General features: G+C 54.3%; 12 protein-coding genes and 1 pseudogene. 9 read left to right on the plus strand and 4 right to left on the minus strand.

Going from position 1 to position 18,681, the window contains the following annotated elements; all coding sequences use genetic code 11:
* A partial coding sequence (locus tag JV551A3_RS21010) for an RHS repeat-associated core domain-containing protein (protein WP_133979096.1) occupies window positions 1–4,028 on the plus strand: 4,028 nt, incomplete at its 5' end.
* A 579-nt stretch (window positions 4,029–4,607) separates the two neighbouring features.
* Here JV551A3_RS21010 and JV551A3_RS21015 read toward each other — a convergent pair.
* Window positions 4,608–4,874 (minus strand): annotated as a pseudogene (locus JV551A3_RS21015) (IS5/IS1182 family transposase); the annotation flags it as partial.
* A 72-nt stretch (window positions 4,875–4,946) separates the two neighbouring features.
* Between JV551A3_RS21015 and JV551A3_RS31115 the strand changes: the two are divergent.
* From JV551A3_RS31115 to JV551A3_RS21025, 4 genes are read left to right on the plus strand one after another with little or no spacing between them, the layout of a single operon-like run.
* Window positions 4,947–5,330: a PAAR domain-containing protein gene (locus JV551A3_RS31115; protein ID WP_235874623.1), complete on the plus strand. Its 384-nt coding sequence runs from the start codon at window positions 4,947–4,949 to the stop codon at window positions 5,328–5,330.
* 5 nt (window positions 5,331–5,335) lie between these two features.
* A complete protein-coding gene (locus tag JV551A3_RS31120) occupies window positions 5,336–6,223 on the plus strand; it encodes a DUF6531 domain-containing protein (RefSeq protein WP_235874624.1) in 888 nt (295 codons plus the stop codon).
* Window positions 6,224–6,283: 60 nt separating this feature from the next.
* Complete coding sequence (locus tag JV551A3_RS21020; protein WP_235874625.1) at window positions 6,284–9,496, plus strand: RHS repeat-associated core domain-containing protein; 3,213 nt, start codon at window positions 6,284–6,286, stop codon at window positions 9,494–9,496.
* Window positions 9,487–9,900, plus strand: coding sequence for an SMI1/KNR4 family protein (locus JV551A3_RS21025; protein ID WP_133974062.1), 414 nt, complete (start codon window positions 9,487–9,489; stop codon window positions 9,898–9,900). The genes JV551A3_RS21020 and JV551A3_RS21025 overlap by 10 nt, the downstream gene beginning before the upstream one ends.
* Before the next feature lie 838 nt (window positions 9,901–10,738).
* Here JV551A3_RS21025 and JV551A3_RS21035 read toward each other — a convergent pair.
* Window positions 10,739–11,011, minus strand: a complete 273-nt coding sequence (locus tag JV551A3_RS21035; protein WP_133974064.1) for a hypothetical protein — start codon at window positions 11,009–11,011, stop codon at window positions 10,739–10,741.
* Window positions 11,012–11,146: 135 nt separating this feature from the next.
* Here JV551A3_RS21035 and JV551A3_RS21040 point away from each other — a divergent pair, with 135 nt between their 5' ends.
* Window positions 11,147–11,344 carry a hypothetical protein gene (locus tag JV551A3_RS21040; RefSeq protein WP_133974066.1) on the plus strand — a complete coding sequence of 66 codons (198 nt, stop codon included), beginning with the start codon at window positions 11,147–11,149 and terminating at the stop codon, window positions 11,342–11,344.
* A gap of 224 nt (window positions 11,345–11,568) precedes the next feature.
* Here the strand turns inward: JV551A3_RS21040 and JV551A3_RS21045 are convergent, their stop codons facing one another.
* Window positions 11,569–11,802 carry a hypothetical protein gene (locus JV551A3_RS21045; protein ID WP_133974068.1) on the minus strand — a complete coding sequence of 78 codons (234 nt, stop codon included), beginning with the start codon at window positions 11,800–11,802 and terminating at the stop codon, window positions 11,569–11,571.
* Window positions 11,803–11,947: 145 nt separating this feature from the next.
* On the opposite strand from JV551A3_RS21045, the gene JV551A3_RS31455 reads away from it, so the two are divergent.
* Together JV551A3_RS31455 and JV551A3_RS21055 are read left to right on the plus strand one after the other, a co-directional pair.
* A complete protein-coding gene (locus JV551A3_RS31455) occupies window positions 11,948–12,511 on the plus strand; it encodes an autoinducer binding domain-containing protein (protein WP_133974070.1) in 564 nt (187 codons plus the stop codon).
* Window positions 12,508–12,807 carry a hypothetical protein gene (locus JV551A3_RS21055; protein ID WP_177421337.1) on the plus strand — a complete coding sequence of 100 codons (300 nt, stop codon included), beginning with the start codon at window positions 12,508–12,510 and terminating at the stop codon, window positions 12,805–12,807. The genes JV551A3_RS31455 and JV551A3_RS21055 overlap by 4 nt, the downstream gene beginning before the upstream one ends.
* On the opposite strand, the gene JV551A3_RS21060 is transcribed toward JV551A3_RS21055, so the two are convergent.
* On the minus strand, window positions 12,755–17,239 hold the full coding sequence (locus JV551A3_RS21060) for an NEL-type E3 ubiquitin ligase domain-containing protein (RefSeq protein ID WP_133974072.1): 4,485 nt from the start codon (window positions 17,237–17,239) through the stop codon (window positions 12,755–12,757). The genes JV551A3_RS21055 and JV551A3_RS21060 overlap by 53 nt on opposite strands.
* Window positions 17,240–17,537: 298 nt before the next feature.
* Here JV551A3_RS21060 and JV551A3_RS21065 point away from each other — a divergent pair, with 298 nt between their 5' ends.
* Complete coding sequence (locus JV551A3_RS21065) at window positions 17,538–18,446, plus strand: O-methyltransferase (protein ID WP_133974074.1); 909 nt, start codon at window positions 17,538–17,540, stop codon at window positions 18,444–18,446.
* Window positions 18,447–18,681 lie beyond the last annotated feature (235 nt).

An 18,681-nucleotide genomic window follows, 5' to 3' on the forward strand; every position in this document is an offset into this window, starting at 1 on the left:
AGGACAAGATTTCATGCAGCCGCCACCCGCCTCTGCCCGAAAACCATATTGCGCAAGGGTCGGACAAGGTCTTCATCAACGGCCAGCCTGCAGCGCGATCGGGTGATAAGACCACCTGCGATGCCACGATCGATGTGAATGAGAAGGTATCGCCGAATGTACGCATTGGCGGCGGAACGGCGACGGTTCGGGATATTCGCAATGGCAAGAGCAAGGTTGCGATGTTTACCGGGATTATTGCGGGGATACTTCTGGCCCGACGCATCAGAGTTCCCCGCCGGCGCCCCACGACGGCAGCAATACAAAAACCCAAACCGAAAATATGTCCCTGTGCAGGCAACCCGGTACAGGTCTCCACCGGGGGCAAAGTTCTTAGTGGTCCAGGGGATGTAGATTTCAGCCTACCTGGCTTAATAGGCATTGATTGGGCCCGGAGCTACGATAGCAACGACAAGCGCACCAATGGCCTGTTAGGCATGGGCTGGAGTGTGCCTTACGAAGTGGAACTGCTTCGCACCGCGCATCCTCAGGGTGGTGAGCTGTGGATCTATGTTGATGATGAAGGCGGTCGTCTTGAGCTCGGGCGCCTTAGCGCCGGTGACGCCTTCGTCAGCGCCGTGGACGGCTTGGCCTTCTTTCATCTCCAGGATGGTCAGACCGTCGTGGAAGACATTTATGAAGGGCTTTACCGAGTATTCGACAGAGATCCAGTCAACCCGCATCGCTCACGACTGATCAGGCTCGGTGATCGTAACCTCAACGTCCTTGACCTGCTGTATGACAACCAAGGGCGTCTACAAGCGCTCTATGACAAGTACGGCGTGACGGTTGTACAGCTCCACTATGACGCCAGACATTCAAAGCGTGTCAGCAAAATATCGCGGATGTTTCTGAAAAGCGGCGAAACGCCGAGCATCGAGCGAAACGAGGCGTTGGCCAGCTACCATTACACCGACAGCGGTCAATTGCATGAAGTCTTGGACGCGACAGGACAATTGATTCGGCGTTTCACCTACACCGCTGAGGGTTATCTCAACAGCCACCAACTCGCCAGCGGCGCTCTCCGTGAGTACGAATGGGCACGCTTCACCATTCCGAAAAAACGCTCACCCGCAAAGCGTGCCGACGGAACGCCTTACCACCCACCGATGCCTCTTGAACCGCAATCCGACCATGAATGGCGGGTCATCCGCCACTGGGGGAGCGACGGCGAGGAGTATCGCTTTGAGTACGATCTTCAGGCCGGAGAAACCGTGGTAACTGATGGCCTCGGTCGTCGCGACCACTATTTCTGGGGACCGTTCTACGAGATATACAAGCATGTCGATTCGCTTGGCAACTGCTGGCAGGAGGAAATCATCGCCGGCCAACTGGTCAGAAGCACTGACCCGCAAAACGGCGAATGGCGCTACAGCTATGACCATATCGGCCGACTGATCGAGACGCGTGACCCACTTGGCCGCACTGAGCACATCGATTACTTGCGCCACTGGGCGCTTCCGACTCAGATAACCGATGGTGCCGAACGTGTTCAGCGATACAGCTACGACAGCCATGGCAACTTGCTGTGGGAGCAGGATGCCCTCGGCCGCAGAACGCAATATCAATACTCCCCTGAAGGGCGCGTGACTTGCGTCACTGATGCGTTAGAGAAGTGCAAGTACCTGAGCTGGAATACCCATGGTCAGTTACTCAGCTACCGAGATTGCAGCAACAACCAGACCCTGTATCACTACGACTCAAATAACCGCCTGTGCGAGAGCATCAATGCCCGTGGAGAACGTACTCACTTCCGCTATGACGCTCGCGGCTACCTTGTAGAAAGCGAACGGGCTGATGGCCGCGTTGACCGCTATGAGATTGATATTGCAGGCCAGCTGACCCGCTACACCGACCCCGCGCAGAAAATCCTGCGGTTCCGCTATGACCATAGTGGTCGCTTGATAGAGCGTCTGGATGCTATGGGCCATAACGTGCAATTTCGCTACGACGCCTATGGCCGCTTGCTGCAACTCACCAACGAGAACGACGAGGCATACCGTTTCGGCTGGGACGAACTCGACCGCCTGGTTGCACAGCAAGATTTGGACGGTAGCGGCAAAATCTACGAATACAACGTGCTCAACGAAGTCGTCGGCCTCACCCATGTGCCCTCTTCATATGAACAGCCAGCACTCTCCGAAAACGCGCCACCAACACGATCAAGCTCGATTCGTCATGATTTCGAGCGAGACGCATTGGGCCGGCTATTGCGCAAGCGCACAGAGGATGGCATCACCGAGTACCAGTACGACACCGCTGACAATCTGCTAACCATCGAGTTCACTGACAACCTGGGTGAAAAGCAGCAACTTGAATATAGTTACGATTCTGCGGGCCAGCTACTGAGCGAAACTAACAGTGCTGGCCTGCTGCAATACCGCTACGACGAACTGGGCAACCTGCAGACTCTGACACTGCCTGATCGACGCAAGCTCAATTATCTCTACTACGGCAGCGGGCATCTGCACCAGATCAACCTGGATGGTCGGGTTATCAGCGACTTTGAACGCGATGCGCTGCATGACGAAGTGCTGCGCACCCAAGGCAATTTGATCACTCGCTCTCATTACGACAAAAGTAGCCGTCTGGAAAGAAAAGCCATTCATTACCGGAATGCCCCAATTGAAGCACTGCCACTGCTTGAAAAGGCCTACCGATATGATGCCATTGACAACCTGGTTGGCGAGGTATTCACTCAAACCCAACGCCGGGGCATGATCAACGCCGCCAACGATGAACATGCTCATGTCGAACAGATCATCGGCCGTTTTCACAATCTTCCCCACACCGGCAGTAGCTACATTGGCAGCAACCGCTACGGCTACGACTCCAACGAACAGCTCCAAACCGTCCATCAGTCACGACCAGGCCGGCAGGCAACACACGTCGAGGATTTCAAGTACGACAAGGCTGGCAACCTGTTCGACGGCCCCAAGCTCAATGGCCTAATCAAGCACAACCGTGTATTGGTCTATCAAGACAAGCGCTACCGTTATGACCGATTTGGTCGGCTATGTGAGAAGCGCATCGGAAGCAATTGGGTGCAGTACTTTGAGTACGACGCCGAGCATCGACTCGTTAGCGTTAAGCAGCAGCGATGGGGGGAGAGCGAGCGAGTAGTATTCGGCTATGACCCCCTCGGTAGACGTATCAACAAGGAGGTATACAAAAACAACCAAGCCTCCCCGTACCGAAAAGTTTTCTTCCACTGGCAAGGACTAAAACTGCTACAGGAAGCACAGGGAGAAGAGCTCAATTCGTACGTCTATATTAGCCCGGAGAACTATGAGCCGTTGGCGCGGATAAACGGGAAGACGGGCAAGGAGGAAATTCAATACTTCCATACCAACTTAGCCGGGCTACCCGAGCAACTAACTGACCTCAGCGGTAATACCCTATGGCGCAGTGACTATCATGGGTGGGGAAACACCCGAGACGAATGGCCCAGTCCGCATCAAGGACAAGAGCAAAACCTCCGATATCAGGGACAATACCTTGACCGTGAGATTGGACTACACTACAACATATTCAGATTTTACGACTGTGACATTGGCCGCTTCGCACAGACTGACCCAATAGGACTAGCGGCAGGAGCAAATTTATATACCTATGCTCCTAACCCAATAACTTGGGCAGACCCCTTAGGGCTTTGCCCGTGTCTACCTACGAAATACCACAAGAGAACAACAAAAGAAATCGCCCGCTTAAGGTATAATTTCGAACGATCCGGTGGCGTTAGGCAACGCTTCTTAAGGCATCTATCCAAAGACCCTGATGCGCTATTACGATGGGGCCCCGAAGCAGTCGCCAAAATGATGAAAGGAAAACTTCCAGACAACATGGTTGTCCACCACAAAAAACCTATATTCCGCGGCGGCAACAACAGATACAAAAACTTAACACTGATGGATAAACTGGAACATGACCAAAACAGTAAATTACTACATTGGTACCCAGAAGGGCAAAACCCATTTGGCCTTGACTAGGAAATCAGCAAATTGAAATTAGAATGCAGCAAGTGCAAAAGCGAATTCCAGAGCCAACCAGAACAGAGCGAATTCATTGCCCAATCCAGAAAGAAAGGAATGACCGCCATAATGATTGAATGCCCCCTTTGCAAAAAACACTTTCTATTGAACCCTTTCACAAAGGACGCAGCTAAAACTCACCCAGAAAAAAACGCCAGCTTCAGATGCCCAAAAATCGGGTGCACCGGTATCGTTTCATTCATCTCCGATAAGCCTGAATTCTGGGGCTGCGGCGAGTGTGGAAGTGTTTGGCCTACAGAAACATCACTATTCTCAGATATAAACAAGATAATCAAATCATTTCCACATCGTGCGAAGGCATACATAAAGAATGGAGATGGCTATACGTCTACTACTGAGAGCCTACCTCCCCTAGACTACGATAGCAACGTATTCTCTGAGTTACATCGCGAGTAAGAGGCAAGAAGCACTTGCATCAAGGACGCTCCAATCAACTTGCCGCCTAGCGGCGGCAAGTCGAAACTGTCCACATTTGTCTTGTTTTGAGGGTGGTTTCGCCCGATTTTTCGGGTAAGTGCGCAACTCGCCCATACCCATCAGATGTTTTCGAGCCATCCACAGGTTCGAAAGCGCGAACAGCGTGGTCAGTAGAGCCGTGCTTTTCAGCAGGTCACGAAACGTACTTTCACATAGCCGAACCTGAGCCTTGCAGTACTCGATCTTGCACTTGGCCTTATACAGCAGGCTGCGTTTACTCAACTTGGAGTAGGTGCTGCGGCGCGCTGCGATTTGTCAGACCACCTTGCGATCTACATGCTCTTCACGCTTCTCAACACCGGTATAACAACCCATGGCGCAAATCGTTCACGCCGCCCGCATGGGCGATGAAATCCTGCATCCGTCCCTGATCGCCGAATGGTCAGTGCCGTTGCAGAGGCCGTCATTTATGCCGCAGCCACCGCCGCCGTGGCTGCCGCTATCAGCCTGGCCGTTGTCGGTACTGTCGCGACAGGGGGCGCAGCTGGCATCGCCATCGCCGCCGTTGCGGGGGTGGCGGTCGGTGCGATGAGCACCCTTTCGGTCGGTGAAGACCAGACTGTCGGCGATGCCATCTCCCGCTTTTGCGACAGCCTTGGCAACAGCGTGGATGCACCCGCCCCCTATGGAGAGATCGAAAGCGGGTCACACAACGTGTTCATCAACAGCAAGCCCGCCGCTCGCGCAGCCGGTATCACAGGGCCGCCAGGAGGGGGAGCGGCCGACGCAGAGCAGCAGAGCCTTCGATTCTGGAGAACGTAGGTTCCATGGCTATGGCGGCGGTGCCCTACCTGCTCCCGGTGGTGGGGTTGGGCATGGCGATCCGCGACATCTTCAACCCGCCCGTCACTACGCCAAAGGACCCTGGCGCGGAATCCAAAGAGCAGGACAAGATTTCATGCAGCCGCCACCCGCCTCTGCCCGAAAACCATATTGCGCAAGGGTCGGACAAGGTCTTCATCAACGGCCAGCCTGCAGCGCGATCGGGTGACAAGACCACCTGCGATGCCACGATCGATGTGAATGAGAAAGTATCGCCGAATGTACGCATTGGCGGCGGGACGGCGACGGTTCGGGATATTCGCAATGGCAAGAGCAAGGTTGCGATGTTTACCGGGATTATTGCGGGGATACTCATTTCACGACGGTTTGGGCGCATCAAAGGTTGTAAATTGGGCAACCCCGTTGCGGTCGCCACGGGTAGCAAGTTCCAGGACGGCCCAGAGGATGTTGATTTCAACTTACCTGGCTTGCTGGGAATCCAATGGGCTCGTCGTTACGACAGTAGAGACTTACGCACCGGCGGCCTGTTCGGAAAGGGCTGGAGTGTTCCTTATGAAGTTGAACTGGTCCGCGTCCCGCATCCTGAAGGCGGCGAATTGTGGATTTACGTCGATGAAGAAGGCAATCGCCTGGAACTCGGGCGCCTGCGCGCCGGCGATGCCTTTGTCAGTGTTGTGGACGGCTTGGCTTTCTTCCAGTTGGAGGATGGCCAAACAGTTGTCGAGGACATTCATGAGGGGCGCTACAAGGTTTTTGATGTCGACCCGCACGAGCCCAGTCGTTCAAGACTCATCAGGCTGAGCGACCGCAATCTCAATTACGTAGATGTGCTTTACGACAAACAAGGTCGCCTTCAAGCACTCTATGACTAGTACGGCCAGACGGTTGTCCAGCTTCACTATGATGCTGCGCATACAAGGCGCGTATGCAAGGTGTCGCGGCTCTTCCTGTCAAATAACGGTGAGCCCGCTATCGAGCGGAACGAGCTGCTGGTCAGCTACAGCTATACCGACAGAGGGCAGTTGCAAGAAGTTCTGGATGCAACGGGCCAGGTGGTGCGTAACTTCGGTTATACCGAAGAAGGCTATCTGAAGCGTCACCAACTGGCCAGCGGCGCCGTCCGCGAGTACGAATGGGCGCGCTACACCTTTCCTGAAAAACGTCCTACGCCAAGACGGGCGGATGGCACACCTTATCGCCTGCCACCGTTACTTGAACCGCAACCTGACCACGAATGGCGGGTGGTTCGCCACTGGGGCAGCGATGGTGAGGAATACCAGTTCGAGTACAACCTCGAAGAAGGCGAAACCCTCGTAACAGACGGACTGGGACGTATAGACCGCTATTTCTGGGGCCCGCTGTACGACGTTTACAAGCATGTCGATGCACTTGGGAACTGCTGGCAAGCAGAGATCGTCGCCGGCCAGTTGGTCAAACGAACTGATCCACAGGGCGGCGAGTGGCGATACAGCTATGATGATATCGGGCGTCTGATCGAGACGCGTGACCCGCTTGGGCGAAGCGAACGCATAAGCTATCTGCGCCACTGGGCCTTGCCCGTTCAGGTCACAGACCGAGCAGGACGTACCCGGCGCTACGGCTACGATGCTCATGGCAATTTGCTGTGGGAGCAGGACCCACTGGGCCGGAGCACACAGTATCAATACAACCCGGAAGGTCGCGTCACCCACGTCACCGATGCCCTTGAAAAGACCAAGCACCTGGGTTGGAACACCCGTGGCCAGTTGCTCAGCTATCGCGACTGCAGCAACAACCAGACGCTGTACCACTACGACTTGTATGGTCGCCTGAGCGAAAGCATCAATGCCCGGGGAGAGCAGACCCACTTCCGCTATGACGCTCGCGGCTACCTCATAGAAAGCGAACGGCCCGATGGCCGTATCGACCGCTACGAAGTTGATACCGCCGGCCAGCTGACGCGCTACATCGATCCTGCGCAAAAGAAGCTGCAATTTCGCTACGACCTCAGCGGGCGTATGGTCGAACGGCTGGACGCCATGGGTCACAGCGTAAGATTTCGCTATGACGCCTACGGTCGACTGCTCCAGCTCACCAACGAGAACAATGAGTCGTACCGCTTTGGCTGGGACAAACTGGACCGCCTGATCGCGCAGGAAGACCTGGATGGCAGTGGTCGCATTTATGAATACGACGTGCTGGATGGAGTCACCAGCCTCACTCACGTGCCCTCTCCCCATGAACAAGCGCCTTTGTCCGAGAACGCCCCAGCAACTCGAACAACTCCGATTCGCCACGACTTCGAACGTGATGCCATCGGCCGCCTGCTGAGCAAGCGCACCGAGGATGGCATTACCGACTACAGCTACGACACCGCCGACAACCTGTTGTCCATCATTTTCACGAATAATCAGGGTGAAAAACAGCAGCTTGAATACACCTACGACCCCGTAGGGCAACTGTTGAGCGAAACTAACAGCGCCGGGCTGTTGCAGTACCGCTACGACGAGTTGGGCAACCTGCAGACGCTCACCCTCCCCGATCAACGCAATATCAATTACCTCTACTACGGCAGTGGGCACCTGCACCAGATCAACCTGGACGGCCGGGTCATCAGCGACTTCGAGCGTGATGCCGTGCATGACGAAGTCATGCGTACACAAGGTAGCCTGATTACGCGCACCCGTTATGACAAAAGCGGGCGCTTGAGTGGCAAGGCAATCCACTACCGCGATGCGCCCGCTGAAGTTCTGCCATTACTGGACAAAACCTATCGATATGACGCCAGCGACAACCTCATCGCCGAAGTCCTGACCCAGACCCAACGTCGCAGCCTTGGCGACATTGCAGCTGATGACACCGCGCACCTTGAGCAGATCATTGGCCATTTTCATCGTTCGTCTCACACAGGCAAGAGCTACACCGGCAGCAACCGTTATGGCTACGATCCGAACGAACAGCTGCAGAATACCCACCAGTCTCGCCCCAACTGGCAAGCGACACAGGTTGAGGATTTCAAGTACGACAAGGCCGGCAACTTGTTCGACGGACCGAAGCTCCACGGCTTGATCAAGCACAACCGTGTGCTGGTCTATCAGGACAAGCGCTACCGCTATGACCGATTTGGGCGATTGTGCGAAAAAAGGATTGGAAGTAACTGGGTACAGCACTTCGAGTACGACGCCGAACAACGCCTGATATGCGTAGACCAGTACCGCAGCGGTGAGCGTGAACGTGTTATGTTCCGATACGATCCTCTGGGAAGGCGAATCAGCAAGGAAGTTTATCAAAGCGATCACTCGGAACCTCGTCAGCGAGTCCTGTTTCACTGGCAGGGGTTACGCCTATTACAGGAAATTCAGAGCGGCCTATCTAGTCTATACGTTTACACCAGTCCTAAAAGCTATGAGCCTTTGGCTCGAATTGATGGGGGTTACGGAAAAGAAAGCATCCAGCATTTCCACACTAATCTGGCAGGCCAACCTGAACAGCTGACCGACGAAAGCGGCGGCACTATCTGGCGCAGTGACTATTGCGGCTGGGGGGAAATTAGAGAGCAATGGCAAGATCAAAGAGAATCGCGAGAGCAAAATTTGCGAAATCAAGGACAATATCACGATCGCGAAATCGGACTTCATTACAACACATATAGATTTTACGACCCAAGCATTGGTCACTTCACCCAACCTGATCCCATAGGGCTTTCCGGAGGTATAAATTTTTATCAATATGCCCCCAATTCAATTAGTTTCGTCGACCCATTAGGCTTAGCCTATGATCCAATTTCTGCATTACTAGAACTTGGTTTCACAGGTGTAGAGCAGACACAGAGCGGTGGCCTTGACTACAGAAACAGCAATGCACTTTACACAGAGAAAAATATCAACCCTGTGGTAACCATTGAATATACTGGGGATTATGCGCTGGATGCGCAGGCAGCAAACACCAAAGCCGGACTGAATCAAAAATCAACTCCTAGGGGCTATGTATGGCATCACGTTGACGACTATAATGCCCAGACCAATCGCGGGACCATGCAGCTTGTAAAACAGACCGCACACCTCGGAATAACTCACAATGGAGGCGTAAGTCAGTACGCAGCCGTGACAGGCAAAAGGTATACACATCCAGCCAGATTTTCTAAAGGAGCAAAACCGTGCCCGTAAAATTGATAGAAAGTGAACAACCCATATCCACAAGCGACTTTCTTGAATTCACAAAATCAATAAATGCACACCCAACAAGTGAATTCACGAACTTTTACCTGACCAATAACGGCGGATTCATTGATGATAAACAACACACCGAATCCGAGTTTCTAATAAATAGCTTTTTATCAATAAAATATGGTGAAGCCACGATAGAAAACGTCTACAAACAACTAGTCAAAAGCACCCCTTCGCTAGCCGGACTCATACCATTTGCCTATGATGACTGCGGCAACCTATTCCTACTATCAACAAACAACGACGATAATGGCCGCGTTTACCTATGGTTACCAAGCGAGAGCGAGAAATTCCCAATTTCTGACACATTCAATAGTTTTCTTCATATTCTCAGCTCTACATGAAGTGGCCACCATGAATAACAAAATTTAATAATTCGAAACATTCTATCTACAGGTATGTGCGCAAATACATGTAGGATAATTTGGGCGATATGACGACAGACTTAAAACAGAAGGCTGTTTTCCTACAGTTTATTTGAAGCCTGGAGTTCACCGCTATCGAGGTCCATATGTACGACGTTTACAAACATGTCGATGCGATGGGGAACTGCTGGCAAGCAGAGATCATCCCTGGGCAGTTGATCAAACGAACTGATCCGCAGGGCGGCGAGTGGCAATACAGCTAGGACGATATCGGGCGTCTGATCGAGACGCGTGACCCGCTTGGGCGAAGCGAACGCATAAGCTATCTCCGCCACTGGGCCTTGCCCGTTCAGGTCACAGACGGAGCAGGACGTACCCGGCGCTACGGCTACGATGCCCATGGCAATTTACTGTGGGAGCAGGACCCACTGGGCCGGAGCACACAGTATCAATACAACCCGGAAGGTCGCGTCACCCGCGTCACCGATGCCCTCGAAAAGATCAAGCACCTGGGTTGGGGGTTAGCTTTCCGGACACAGCCAGAACGGCACTCTCTCTACTCGTCCCTAGGCCCCCCATCTTAGACAAGTCCCAGCAAAACGAGTAACTGCATAATTGGCAACCCGGTTGCTGTAGCCACCGGCAGCAAATTCTAGGACGGCCCCGAAGACACTGGCCTACTGGCCCATCACTACCCGCGTGTGCCAGCAGGTACTACTTCGACGACGGTACGGCCAAAGGCTATGACAGGGGCTGATTGCCGCGATGACCTGGACCCAATCTTGAACGGATCAACCGCGCATAGGGCATGCTCAGCTCAGGCGAGCGCATCTTGCTGGCGGCAATAGCCACCTTCTACAACGCGTAACACGGCAGCAAGCTGCTGGGCAAAGTGGGCGTTCAAGGACTGGCGGATCTGTGCAGGCTCGACTTGAAACGCCGACAGATCATCGCCACGCTGCTGCTCAGCTATGAAGGGTGGTAGATAACCTTGCTTCATCCCATACAGCCACGATTCGGGGCTTGACTTCGTTCTGCTGCGGCTGCGCACCTCATCTATCAGGTAAGGTCCTGCAGTTGGAAAATTCAATCAGCCCCCTCTGGCAGTTGGCCAGCCCCTCTCTACACTGCGATCAATGCCGCTTGCTGGCCTGGACGTCGCGCCTGTGCACGGACAAAGAGCAGTAACCCTTGGAATGGTCCTCCCTACGTGCAGGTAGTCGGCATGGCGCTTCAACTCGACCTGGTGCGGGTCTTCTACGCACTGATATCACTCAAACAGAAGCTGTTTCCTCGACCGTTGAACCAAGAGGAAGCCAGCCTGCTGGAACACTACCGCAGTTTGTCCGAACAGGACCGTATTGCAGTGCGCTATATGTGCACTGCAATACGGGAAACCTCCAAGCATCACCCCCGCCGCTGAAATCGGGAGCGCTGGACGACCGATTTAGGCCGGACGTGCTGAACCTAATGACGCATGCCTGGCCCATGCCCGCTGGCGTTGCCGGCACGCCAAGAAGGACGATGCGTTTCTCGCTTGCGAGATCGCGCGCTCAATGGCCCAGCGACAATGCCGAGTAGCGACGATCATCAGGATCGTGCAGCCACCGCGATGGGTCACATCATCCGAGTGATCGGTATGGACCATCACGTTGCCTTGCATTTCTCACCGAGAAAGGGCACGACCAGGCGAAGCGATGCCAACGTGTTGTCCAGCTCCTCCACCCGGTCGTACACGGCCTGAGCAAAGCACTCGGCGGGCGTTGCCTTGACGCTGACCGTACCTGCGTTCACCGCCTGCAGCCCTTTTAACGCATAGCTGCAGAAATGGGGTTCAAGGCACCGCAGTCCGGCATGCTTGATGAGTGAAAATTGTTTCATCCATTCAAAGCCTGATTAAACATTATGTTTATATCCTGCGTGATGGCTGAGGCACTATAGTTGACCCGATGACTCGGTTTTCCTGTGACGGGTTCTTGCTGGCCCATTGCAGTTGAGGTTAGGAAAGTTCGTACATGGAGGTTCGATGTTCAACACAGCTGCCCGCGACCTGGCGCTTTTGCACGAGCTGCCAGCATTACTGAACACGCTTCCTGCCTTCGGAGAAGCGTTGGGATTTCACTTTTACAGTTTCAGTTACAGTAGTCCGACCCACGAGGTCTACGCGAGCAACCTTCTATCGGGAGGCCGATGGCTTATCCAGGCGGCACTTGAGGCGAAGCCTCATCACGACCATCAATACTCGTGCCCTCCCGTTCTTTGGACCGACAAGGCTTTGCCGGGACGGCCTCACTTGTGGGACGTTGCGCAAGAGCTTGGTATGCGCCACGGCCTTATTCAGCCCATTTACGATGGCGAGTTGCAAAGCAGCCTGACCTTCTTGCGTCCACACGTCAGCCTTTCGACCCAAGAGCTGTATCAAAAAGCGGCGCAGATCATGTTGCTGGGTGACCACCTGCACCGTGCTGCCGTTTGCAGTGCCGCTGTCGGTGGCGGTCACGCGCCCAGCGCACCTTCTCACACTGTTCAAGGCCCAGCGGCGGGTAGTAGATCCAGTGCAGCGGGTACGCCGGGAACCAGGCGTGCTTGAGCAAAGCTCCGCTGGCCACCAGCAAGGCGAGCACGACTGGCAGGCCTGTTCCTGCAGCATGCTCATGGCAGACGCCATCAGCGAAGGATGGCGAACTGGTGGCGCAAACGGTGGATGCGCAAAAAGCGGAAGCCGCGCAGAACGGATTGAAGGCCACGCCAAACCTGCGCCTGATCAACAATCATACCCGCTACCCCTTGATCCGGCACGGCCCCATCGAGCCCGATGCCCTGCTTTCAGCAGTTAAAGCAGAAGCTCGGCCCCGCCCAGTGGTGTATCCATCGCAGCAATGGTGAGCTCGATCATTCGCGTTCTCTTCGCCTTCTGGCGAGCACTATTGATCTCCCCCATAATTTCGTCGATGCTCGCTTGCCCTCCTGGCGGAGGTGACTTACTTACTTCCTCCAACTGGCGGTAGAAAACCTTGTCCCGCCTAGCGAAGTCCTCCTTATAAGTGTTGTCCAAATAATCACTCCAGAAAGGCTGCTCTACCAGCCACTCCGCCAGCCTAGGCTGCGTTTCAAGCGCCAGCACTTCATCACGGATCCGTCCAATACGACGCGCATCCAGCATCGCATCCGCTTGATAGACCATCTTATCTGCTTCAATTGGCAACTCTAAATGATCACGTAACGCCAACTGATATCCCATCACCACCTCTAGCGGATCTACATTGCGGCGCGTATGCAACCATGACGGCATGCGTTCCTTGAGTAATTCTTCGACCATTTCCAAACGCCACTGGCGCCTTCCAAAACGCAACAAGGCTGCTTGAAGATCTTCCGCGCTCGCATCTTCGACAATTTGCCACGCCTTCATACGCACCTCCAGCATGCTAAATCGCCATAGGTGACCATCCTGGCAAGTCAGCCCGTCATCGACATGCTCAAAAAGAACTTCACGCAGGCGCTCACTGGATTGCATTCGCGTCAACAGCTGATAAACCCGGTTTGCCAACACACGAGGCTGCCGACGGAAAGCAGCACCCTTTTGAAGTTCACGAAGCAGAATCATGACACCGGTGGAATTATCGTAACCCTCCACCTGTGCCCAATACTCCAGCAGTTTCTCCCGAGTATTCATAGGTAAAGCTGTCGCCCAGCGTTCGGCCACAGTGCTGCTGGAGTCCACTGCGCGCGATGCCTGCCGTAGACGTGCTAGCGTAGCGCCATCGAGGGCGTTGCCATCGAGACGTATGGTTCGCCCGGTCCAGGAAGGAAGGCCCAAAAGCTCCTGTGGCAACCGGGTAATTCGATTGTTCCGAAGGTCCGCCATCTCCAACTGGGAGCAGTCTTCCAGGCCGTTAGGAACTGTGTCGATCTGCGTATTGTTAAGCCGTATTATACGCAACCGGCTCATTCCGCTTACGGAGAACGACTTGCCAAGCGGGTTATGCCCTAGGTTGATAACCTCCAAGCTCTCGCAACTTGCCAGGACGGTAGCTTGGACAGCGTCCAAAACAATCTGATTATTATAAAGATTTAAAACTCTAAGCCTCCCGAGTGCCAGTTGATTTGGCAGGCGCTTCAAGCGGTTACCAGCCAGGCACAACGTGCGTAGATTAGGAAAAGAATTTAAAAATCCAGGTGACACACGGGCTAACTCCATGCCTCGAAAATCAAGCGAAGTAATTTCCGAAAAACGAATATCCGCCGGCAAATCTGGAAGTCGGCCTGGACGAAGCCCTGATAGAAGTATACTGTCAATGCCTTCCCCTTGGACAGGAATACGTCGCCACGCCATGATCAACCGTTCCTTGATCCGCCCCCGCACTAAGCGGCTGGTAGCGTCCTGCAAGGTTTCTGTATGCCAACTATGTAACGTTTCCTCCAATTGAAGTAGTTGTTGTCGCAACCTCGGCAACTCTTCCCAAACGGTCGTACCCGCCCGCTCCAACCCCGCAAGCCACTGATTAATTTCATCGACATCATAATGTGGGTAGATTCGCCTTACCTCGGGATACAAAGCACTAGGGCCCAAAGCACGAATCGCACCTCTTCCACTTAGCGGGAAGCCCAATCTATTTCCATCCAATCGTTGCAGCGCCATCAGGCTTCCATGACGAACAGGGCTCAGCATCCGTTCGACTTCCCCCCTTCGTTGCGCTGTCTCATGCGCCAAACGTGCACGCAACCTCACGGGAAAGGGGTCCCCCAGTTCCATGGCAGCACGTTCGGGCTGCTCGAATGCAGAAGTGATTACTGAAAAGAGCTCCCCAACCGCGCCAAATGGGTGTCCGTTGCGGAACAAACTGAATTGGCCGTCGACATGGATCAACTGGTACTGCGCGCCCCTTCCTCCGGTGTCAAGCAGCAATGGACCATCCAGACCGCGATCAAACAAACGCCAGTGTAGATCGGGCGCATGCGTAACGTGTTTGATCATAGCCAAAGCGACGCGAGCAAGGTCCGCTGTCTGAGGAGTATCCAATACAAATGCCTCCTGCACGCGGATGGTACGCAACCGCAATGACAGCGTCCGTGCGGCTTCGGCTAAACGGAGTGATACGCGCCCCGTCTCAAGAAAACGTTGTCGGTCTTCTACTCTTGCCAAACGCAACAGCGCTTCCGCGGCCGGCCGATGCAAGCTCGGAAACATACGCATCAATCCGTCAACATTGGTAACCGTTCCTGCGCTCCAAGCGTGGTACAGCTGCCCTACCAATTGTCTCCGGTGCCGCCCAACCAAACCGGCTAACGCCGACTCTGATACATCGCTCGCCCCTGGCAAGGCTCGGGCTGCATCCAAGGCAGCGACATCCACTACGGGCACCCCCAGCTTAAGGCAGTTAGCTAATTCAACAACCCTTTCGGCCAACTGCACACGAACAACGGTGTCAAGCAACTCTGCCGGCGCACCTTCACCACGTATATGCAAAGTACGCAACTGATCAGTCTGTAAACCGTGTATGGCACATACTTTGTCGATCTCGTCATCACTTAGCTTGTTAAATGGCTCACCCCATCTGCGGAACATCCGATGCATGTCCGTCCAGCTAGCCGGATCATCACTTTGTAGCCGCCAGCACCCCGCCGAATTATTTGTCAGCAAAGGACCGTGTCCATTCTTTGGTTGCAGCTGCCACTCGTTGTCCGCAGTGCGTTGTACTGGATAAGTATGCCCTTCGATTTCAACCCAATGGTCATTATTTCGCTTATAGATACCCTGCTCCATCTTTTGGAGTCCTGCTGGTCGCGGACTGCGAAAAGGCGCAATATCCATCGTCCAAAGCTTGTCACTGCCATCTTCCATCCGTGTAGCGACTAGACTGTCAATTTTTCTAGACCCCGCAAAAGCGCGCTGCGCCAACTTTCCTCCAGCGACCATGGCCGCAACTTCGGTCGCACGCTTGCTCACATTGAAGAAGTGATCTATCGCCTCACTCGTGTCGCCCTCGTTCCAATCCTCGACGCCTTCAATGACCTCACTGAGCATCTCCCATGCAAGTATCGCCAGTAGCGCCAAGCCAATTTCCGGCACGAAGATACTGGCCAATCCCAAAAGCAACCCGCCGTCCGAGGACAGTCGCTGGTAATGCTCGCCCTTCAGCTGGCGGTCCAAGCGAACGACCGGCGATAAAATAGATGCGCTGTCCTCTATAACTCTACGGCTTCGGGTTGCCGCCAAGTGGGTAAATAGCGGAAGCGGATAATCTTTCATATGCTCTTTTAAGTCCCGAGTCGCCCACGCCGTAATATCCCCCAGTAGATTATCGACCTGCGCAAAGAAAGCGGTGCGCTCGCGTAATGGCAGGAAGCGCTTGAAAAAGATTTGATACTTCTTTTGACGTAGGCGACCATTGGCGACCGATTGGGAAAACGTCTGCAGGCTATCGCAGGCACTCCACGGCCCATAGGGATCGCCCGGGATATAAACTAGAACGCGCTTACGGTTCTTACCGAAAAATAAGCCGTCCTCCATGACATCTAGAACCACAATTTGCTCAAGCGAGCATCCGAGCAGTTGCAACTGCCTCGGTTTAACCTCGTTACCATCAAGCCTGCCAACCTTGCCCGTGCGACAGAGGTCGGCAATGAGCTTGAGCTCCGAATCGGTCAGAGTGTTGTAATGAAATCGCGCTTTGTAGGCGTCTATCAGCATATCTGACCTGAGAGCTCGTTCCAGCAATGAGTCCACGGTCACTTGGCCGCCGCTGTCATACCACGGCGTATATAGTATTTCCCGCAAATGTCCCTCGTACTGCGCCCCCAAATCAAGCTCACGGCACAGCTGGGCGAACTCAACCGCAGAAGGCCTGTTGACTGCCCGGCCCTGTGCATCCACCAGACAGTTGCCCTGCCGCTGCCCCCCTTCGCTCGCCTCATTCGCCGTAAAATTCCAGAGCACAGCCTCCATCAAAGGAATGGTCTTGTACTCCACAGTGTGAATCGGCGCTCGGTTGGGGCCCCAACTGGTCACTGGCTTGAATACACCCTGATCGAACCTCATGCTTCTCACATCAAAGCTCGAATCAAAAGCACTCAGCGCCGTCTGCATGAGTGGAACAGTGAAGTCATCAATACGCTGAATCTGCCCAAGTCTGGCACTCACCAGCCGCCGATTTTTCAGGCTGGTTTTCATTGCCAAATTCAGCTCGTCCAATTGTGCTGCGGTGAGTTTCCTTAGCCAGGCCGGTTGCCGACTGGCAATCAAATTGTCCTGATAAGCTTGCGCTAATGCCTGTAAGGTAGGCGCTTCCGGTTGCGGGGAATCAGCTGTGACCGTCATGGCTTGCTCCTGAATTTCGGCACCTGAGCCTAAAGGGTCATTTCAAGTTTCAGTGTCTAATTAATTACCACTTAGATACACGAGTCTGCCCCCCCGGATGTACAACCCGGTCGTGACCGAACGCTACCTGCAGTACTTCGTCAGGCTGCTGAGGCCGCAGGCACTACGTTGGAATCTTCTATGCTCAACAGCGATACGCCTTCTTACAACTTTCAGAACAAGCAAACACCCTGTTTAGAGCTATACACGTGTTCACCGCTTAAGATCATGGGCCACCCATCAGGTACAGGGAACGCCTATGAGCATCAACAGCAAGAAACGACGTGACAGCAAGAAAGCCAAAGCCAAGCGCAGCAGCACACCGTTGCTACCGCCTGCCCTGTACCAACTCAACCGCTTCCGAAAGGACTACATCAAGAGCTGGGGCGTCAACTCCAAAGGGCATCTCGACCAAGGTCATTACGGCTGGATGGCCGAGCGCTTGGTTGGCTACCCTCGCACGTTGGAAATCGGCTGCGGCGTCGGCCACTCCACATTGGCCCTGCTGAAACAGGGGCATACTGTCGTCTGTATCGAAGAGAATCCCCATTGCATTGCAGCCACCCAGCGGCTCGTGTCTGAAAGCGGCTACTCCGTCGCGGTCATTGCACGGGAAACACCCAAGAGCCTGGATGACAACGCCTATCGGCTGATTTACAAGGATATCGGCAGTGTTCCGCAGGCAGATTGCCTATTGATCGAAGGCGATGCCTTGAATGACCCGAAACTGGAGGCTTGGCTCGAACAGCAGCCCAAGTTCGACTCCGTTGCCTGCTGGCTGCTGGGTACCCACGATGCGCGCGGACACAACATCGCCGTCGACCTCGCCTCCATGCCAACGCCTCGCGAGCACCGCATTTTTGTCCAGAACAACGTGTATGAAGTGGCGGATCGAGTCCTTCGTTCGGGCGGAATACTCACAGTGATCGACCGGGCAGAGACGCCCTCGAACGAAGCGCTTGTCACCAAAGTGATGGACCATCACCGCGAACAAGCCAGTGTCACTTCGCTTGTAGTCAAAACCGTTGACCACACGCCACACGTAGAGTCAGAAGCACAGGGAGCCATGCGTATGCTGTTCACGCCCGGCGAAGACACTCCACCCGACCTCACGGCTGAAACGCTGCCCGACTTCTCGCTCTGTTCGACGACCTCGGTCAAGCCCTGAGCCTCCCCGGTTGCCAGCAGGCATCGGTAGCGAAAGCGACACTCTGGCTCAGGAAACAGTTGGTTTAGCCCTGGCGGCCGGATAGACACTCATCGAGATGCGGGCCTGCTTGCACAACCAGTAGAAACGAAATGCCACTGCCTGGGCCCTTTGGCACCAACGATCAGTGCAAGGCCAGCAGTGTCTTTGAGGTTTAGTTCTTGCCGGTAGGATTTACTTGGCGGACAGCGGTTCT

It is taken from the genome of Pseudomonas inefficax, assembly GCF_900277125.1.
Lineage (GTDB): Bacteria > Pseudomonadota > Gammaproteobacteria > Pseudomonadales > Pseudomonadaceae > Aquipseudomonas > Aquipseudomonas inefficax.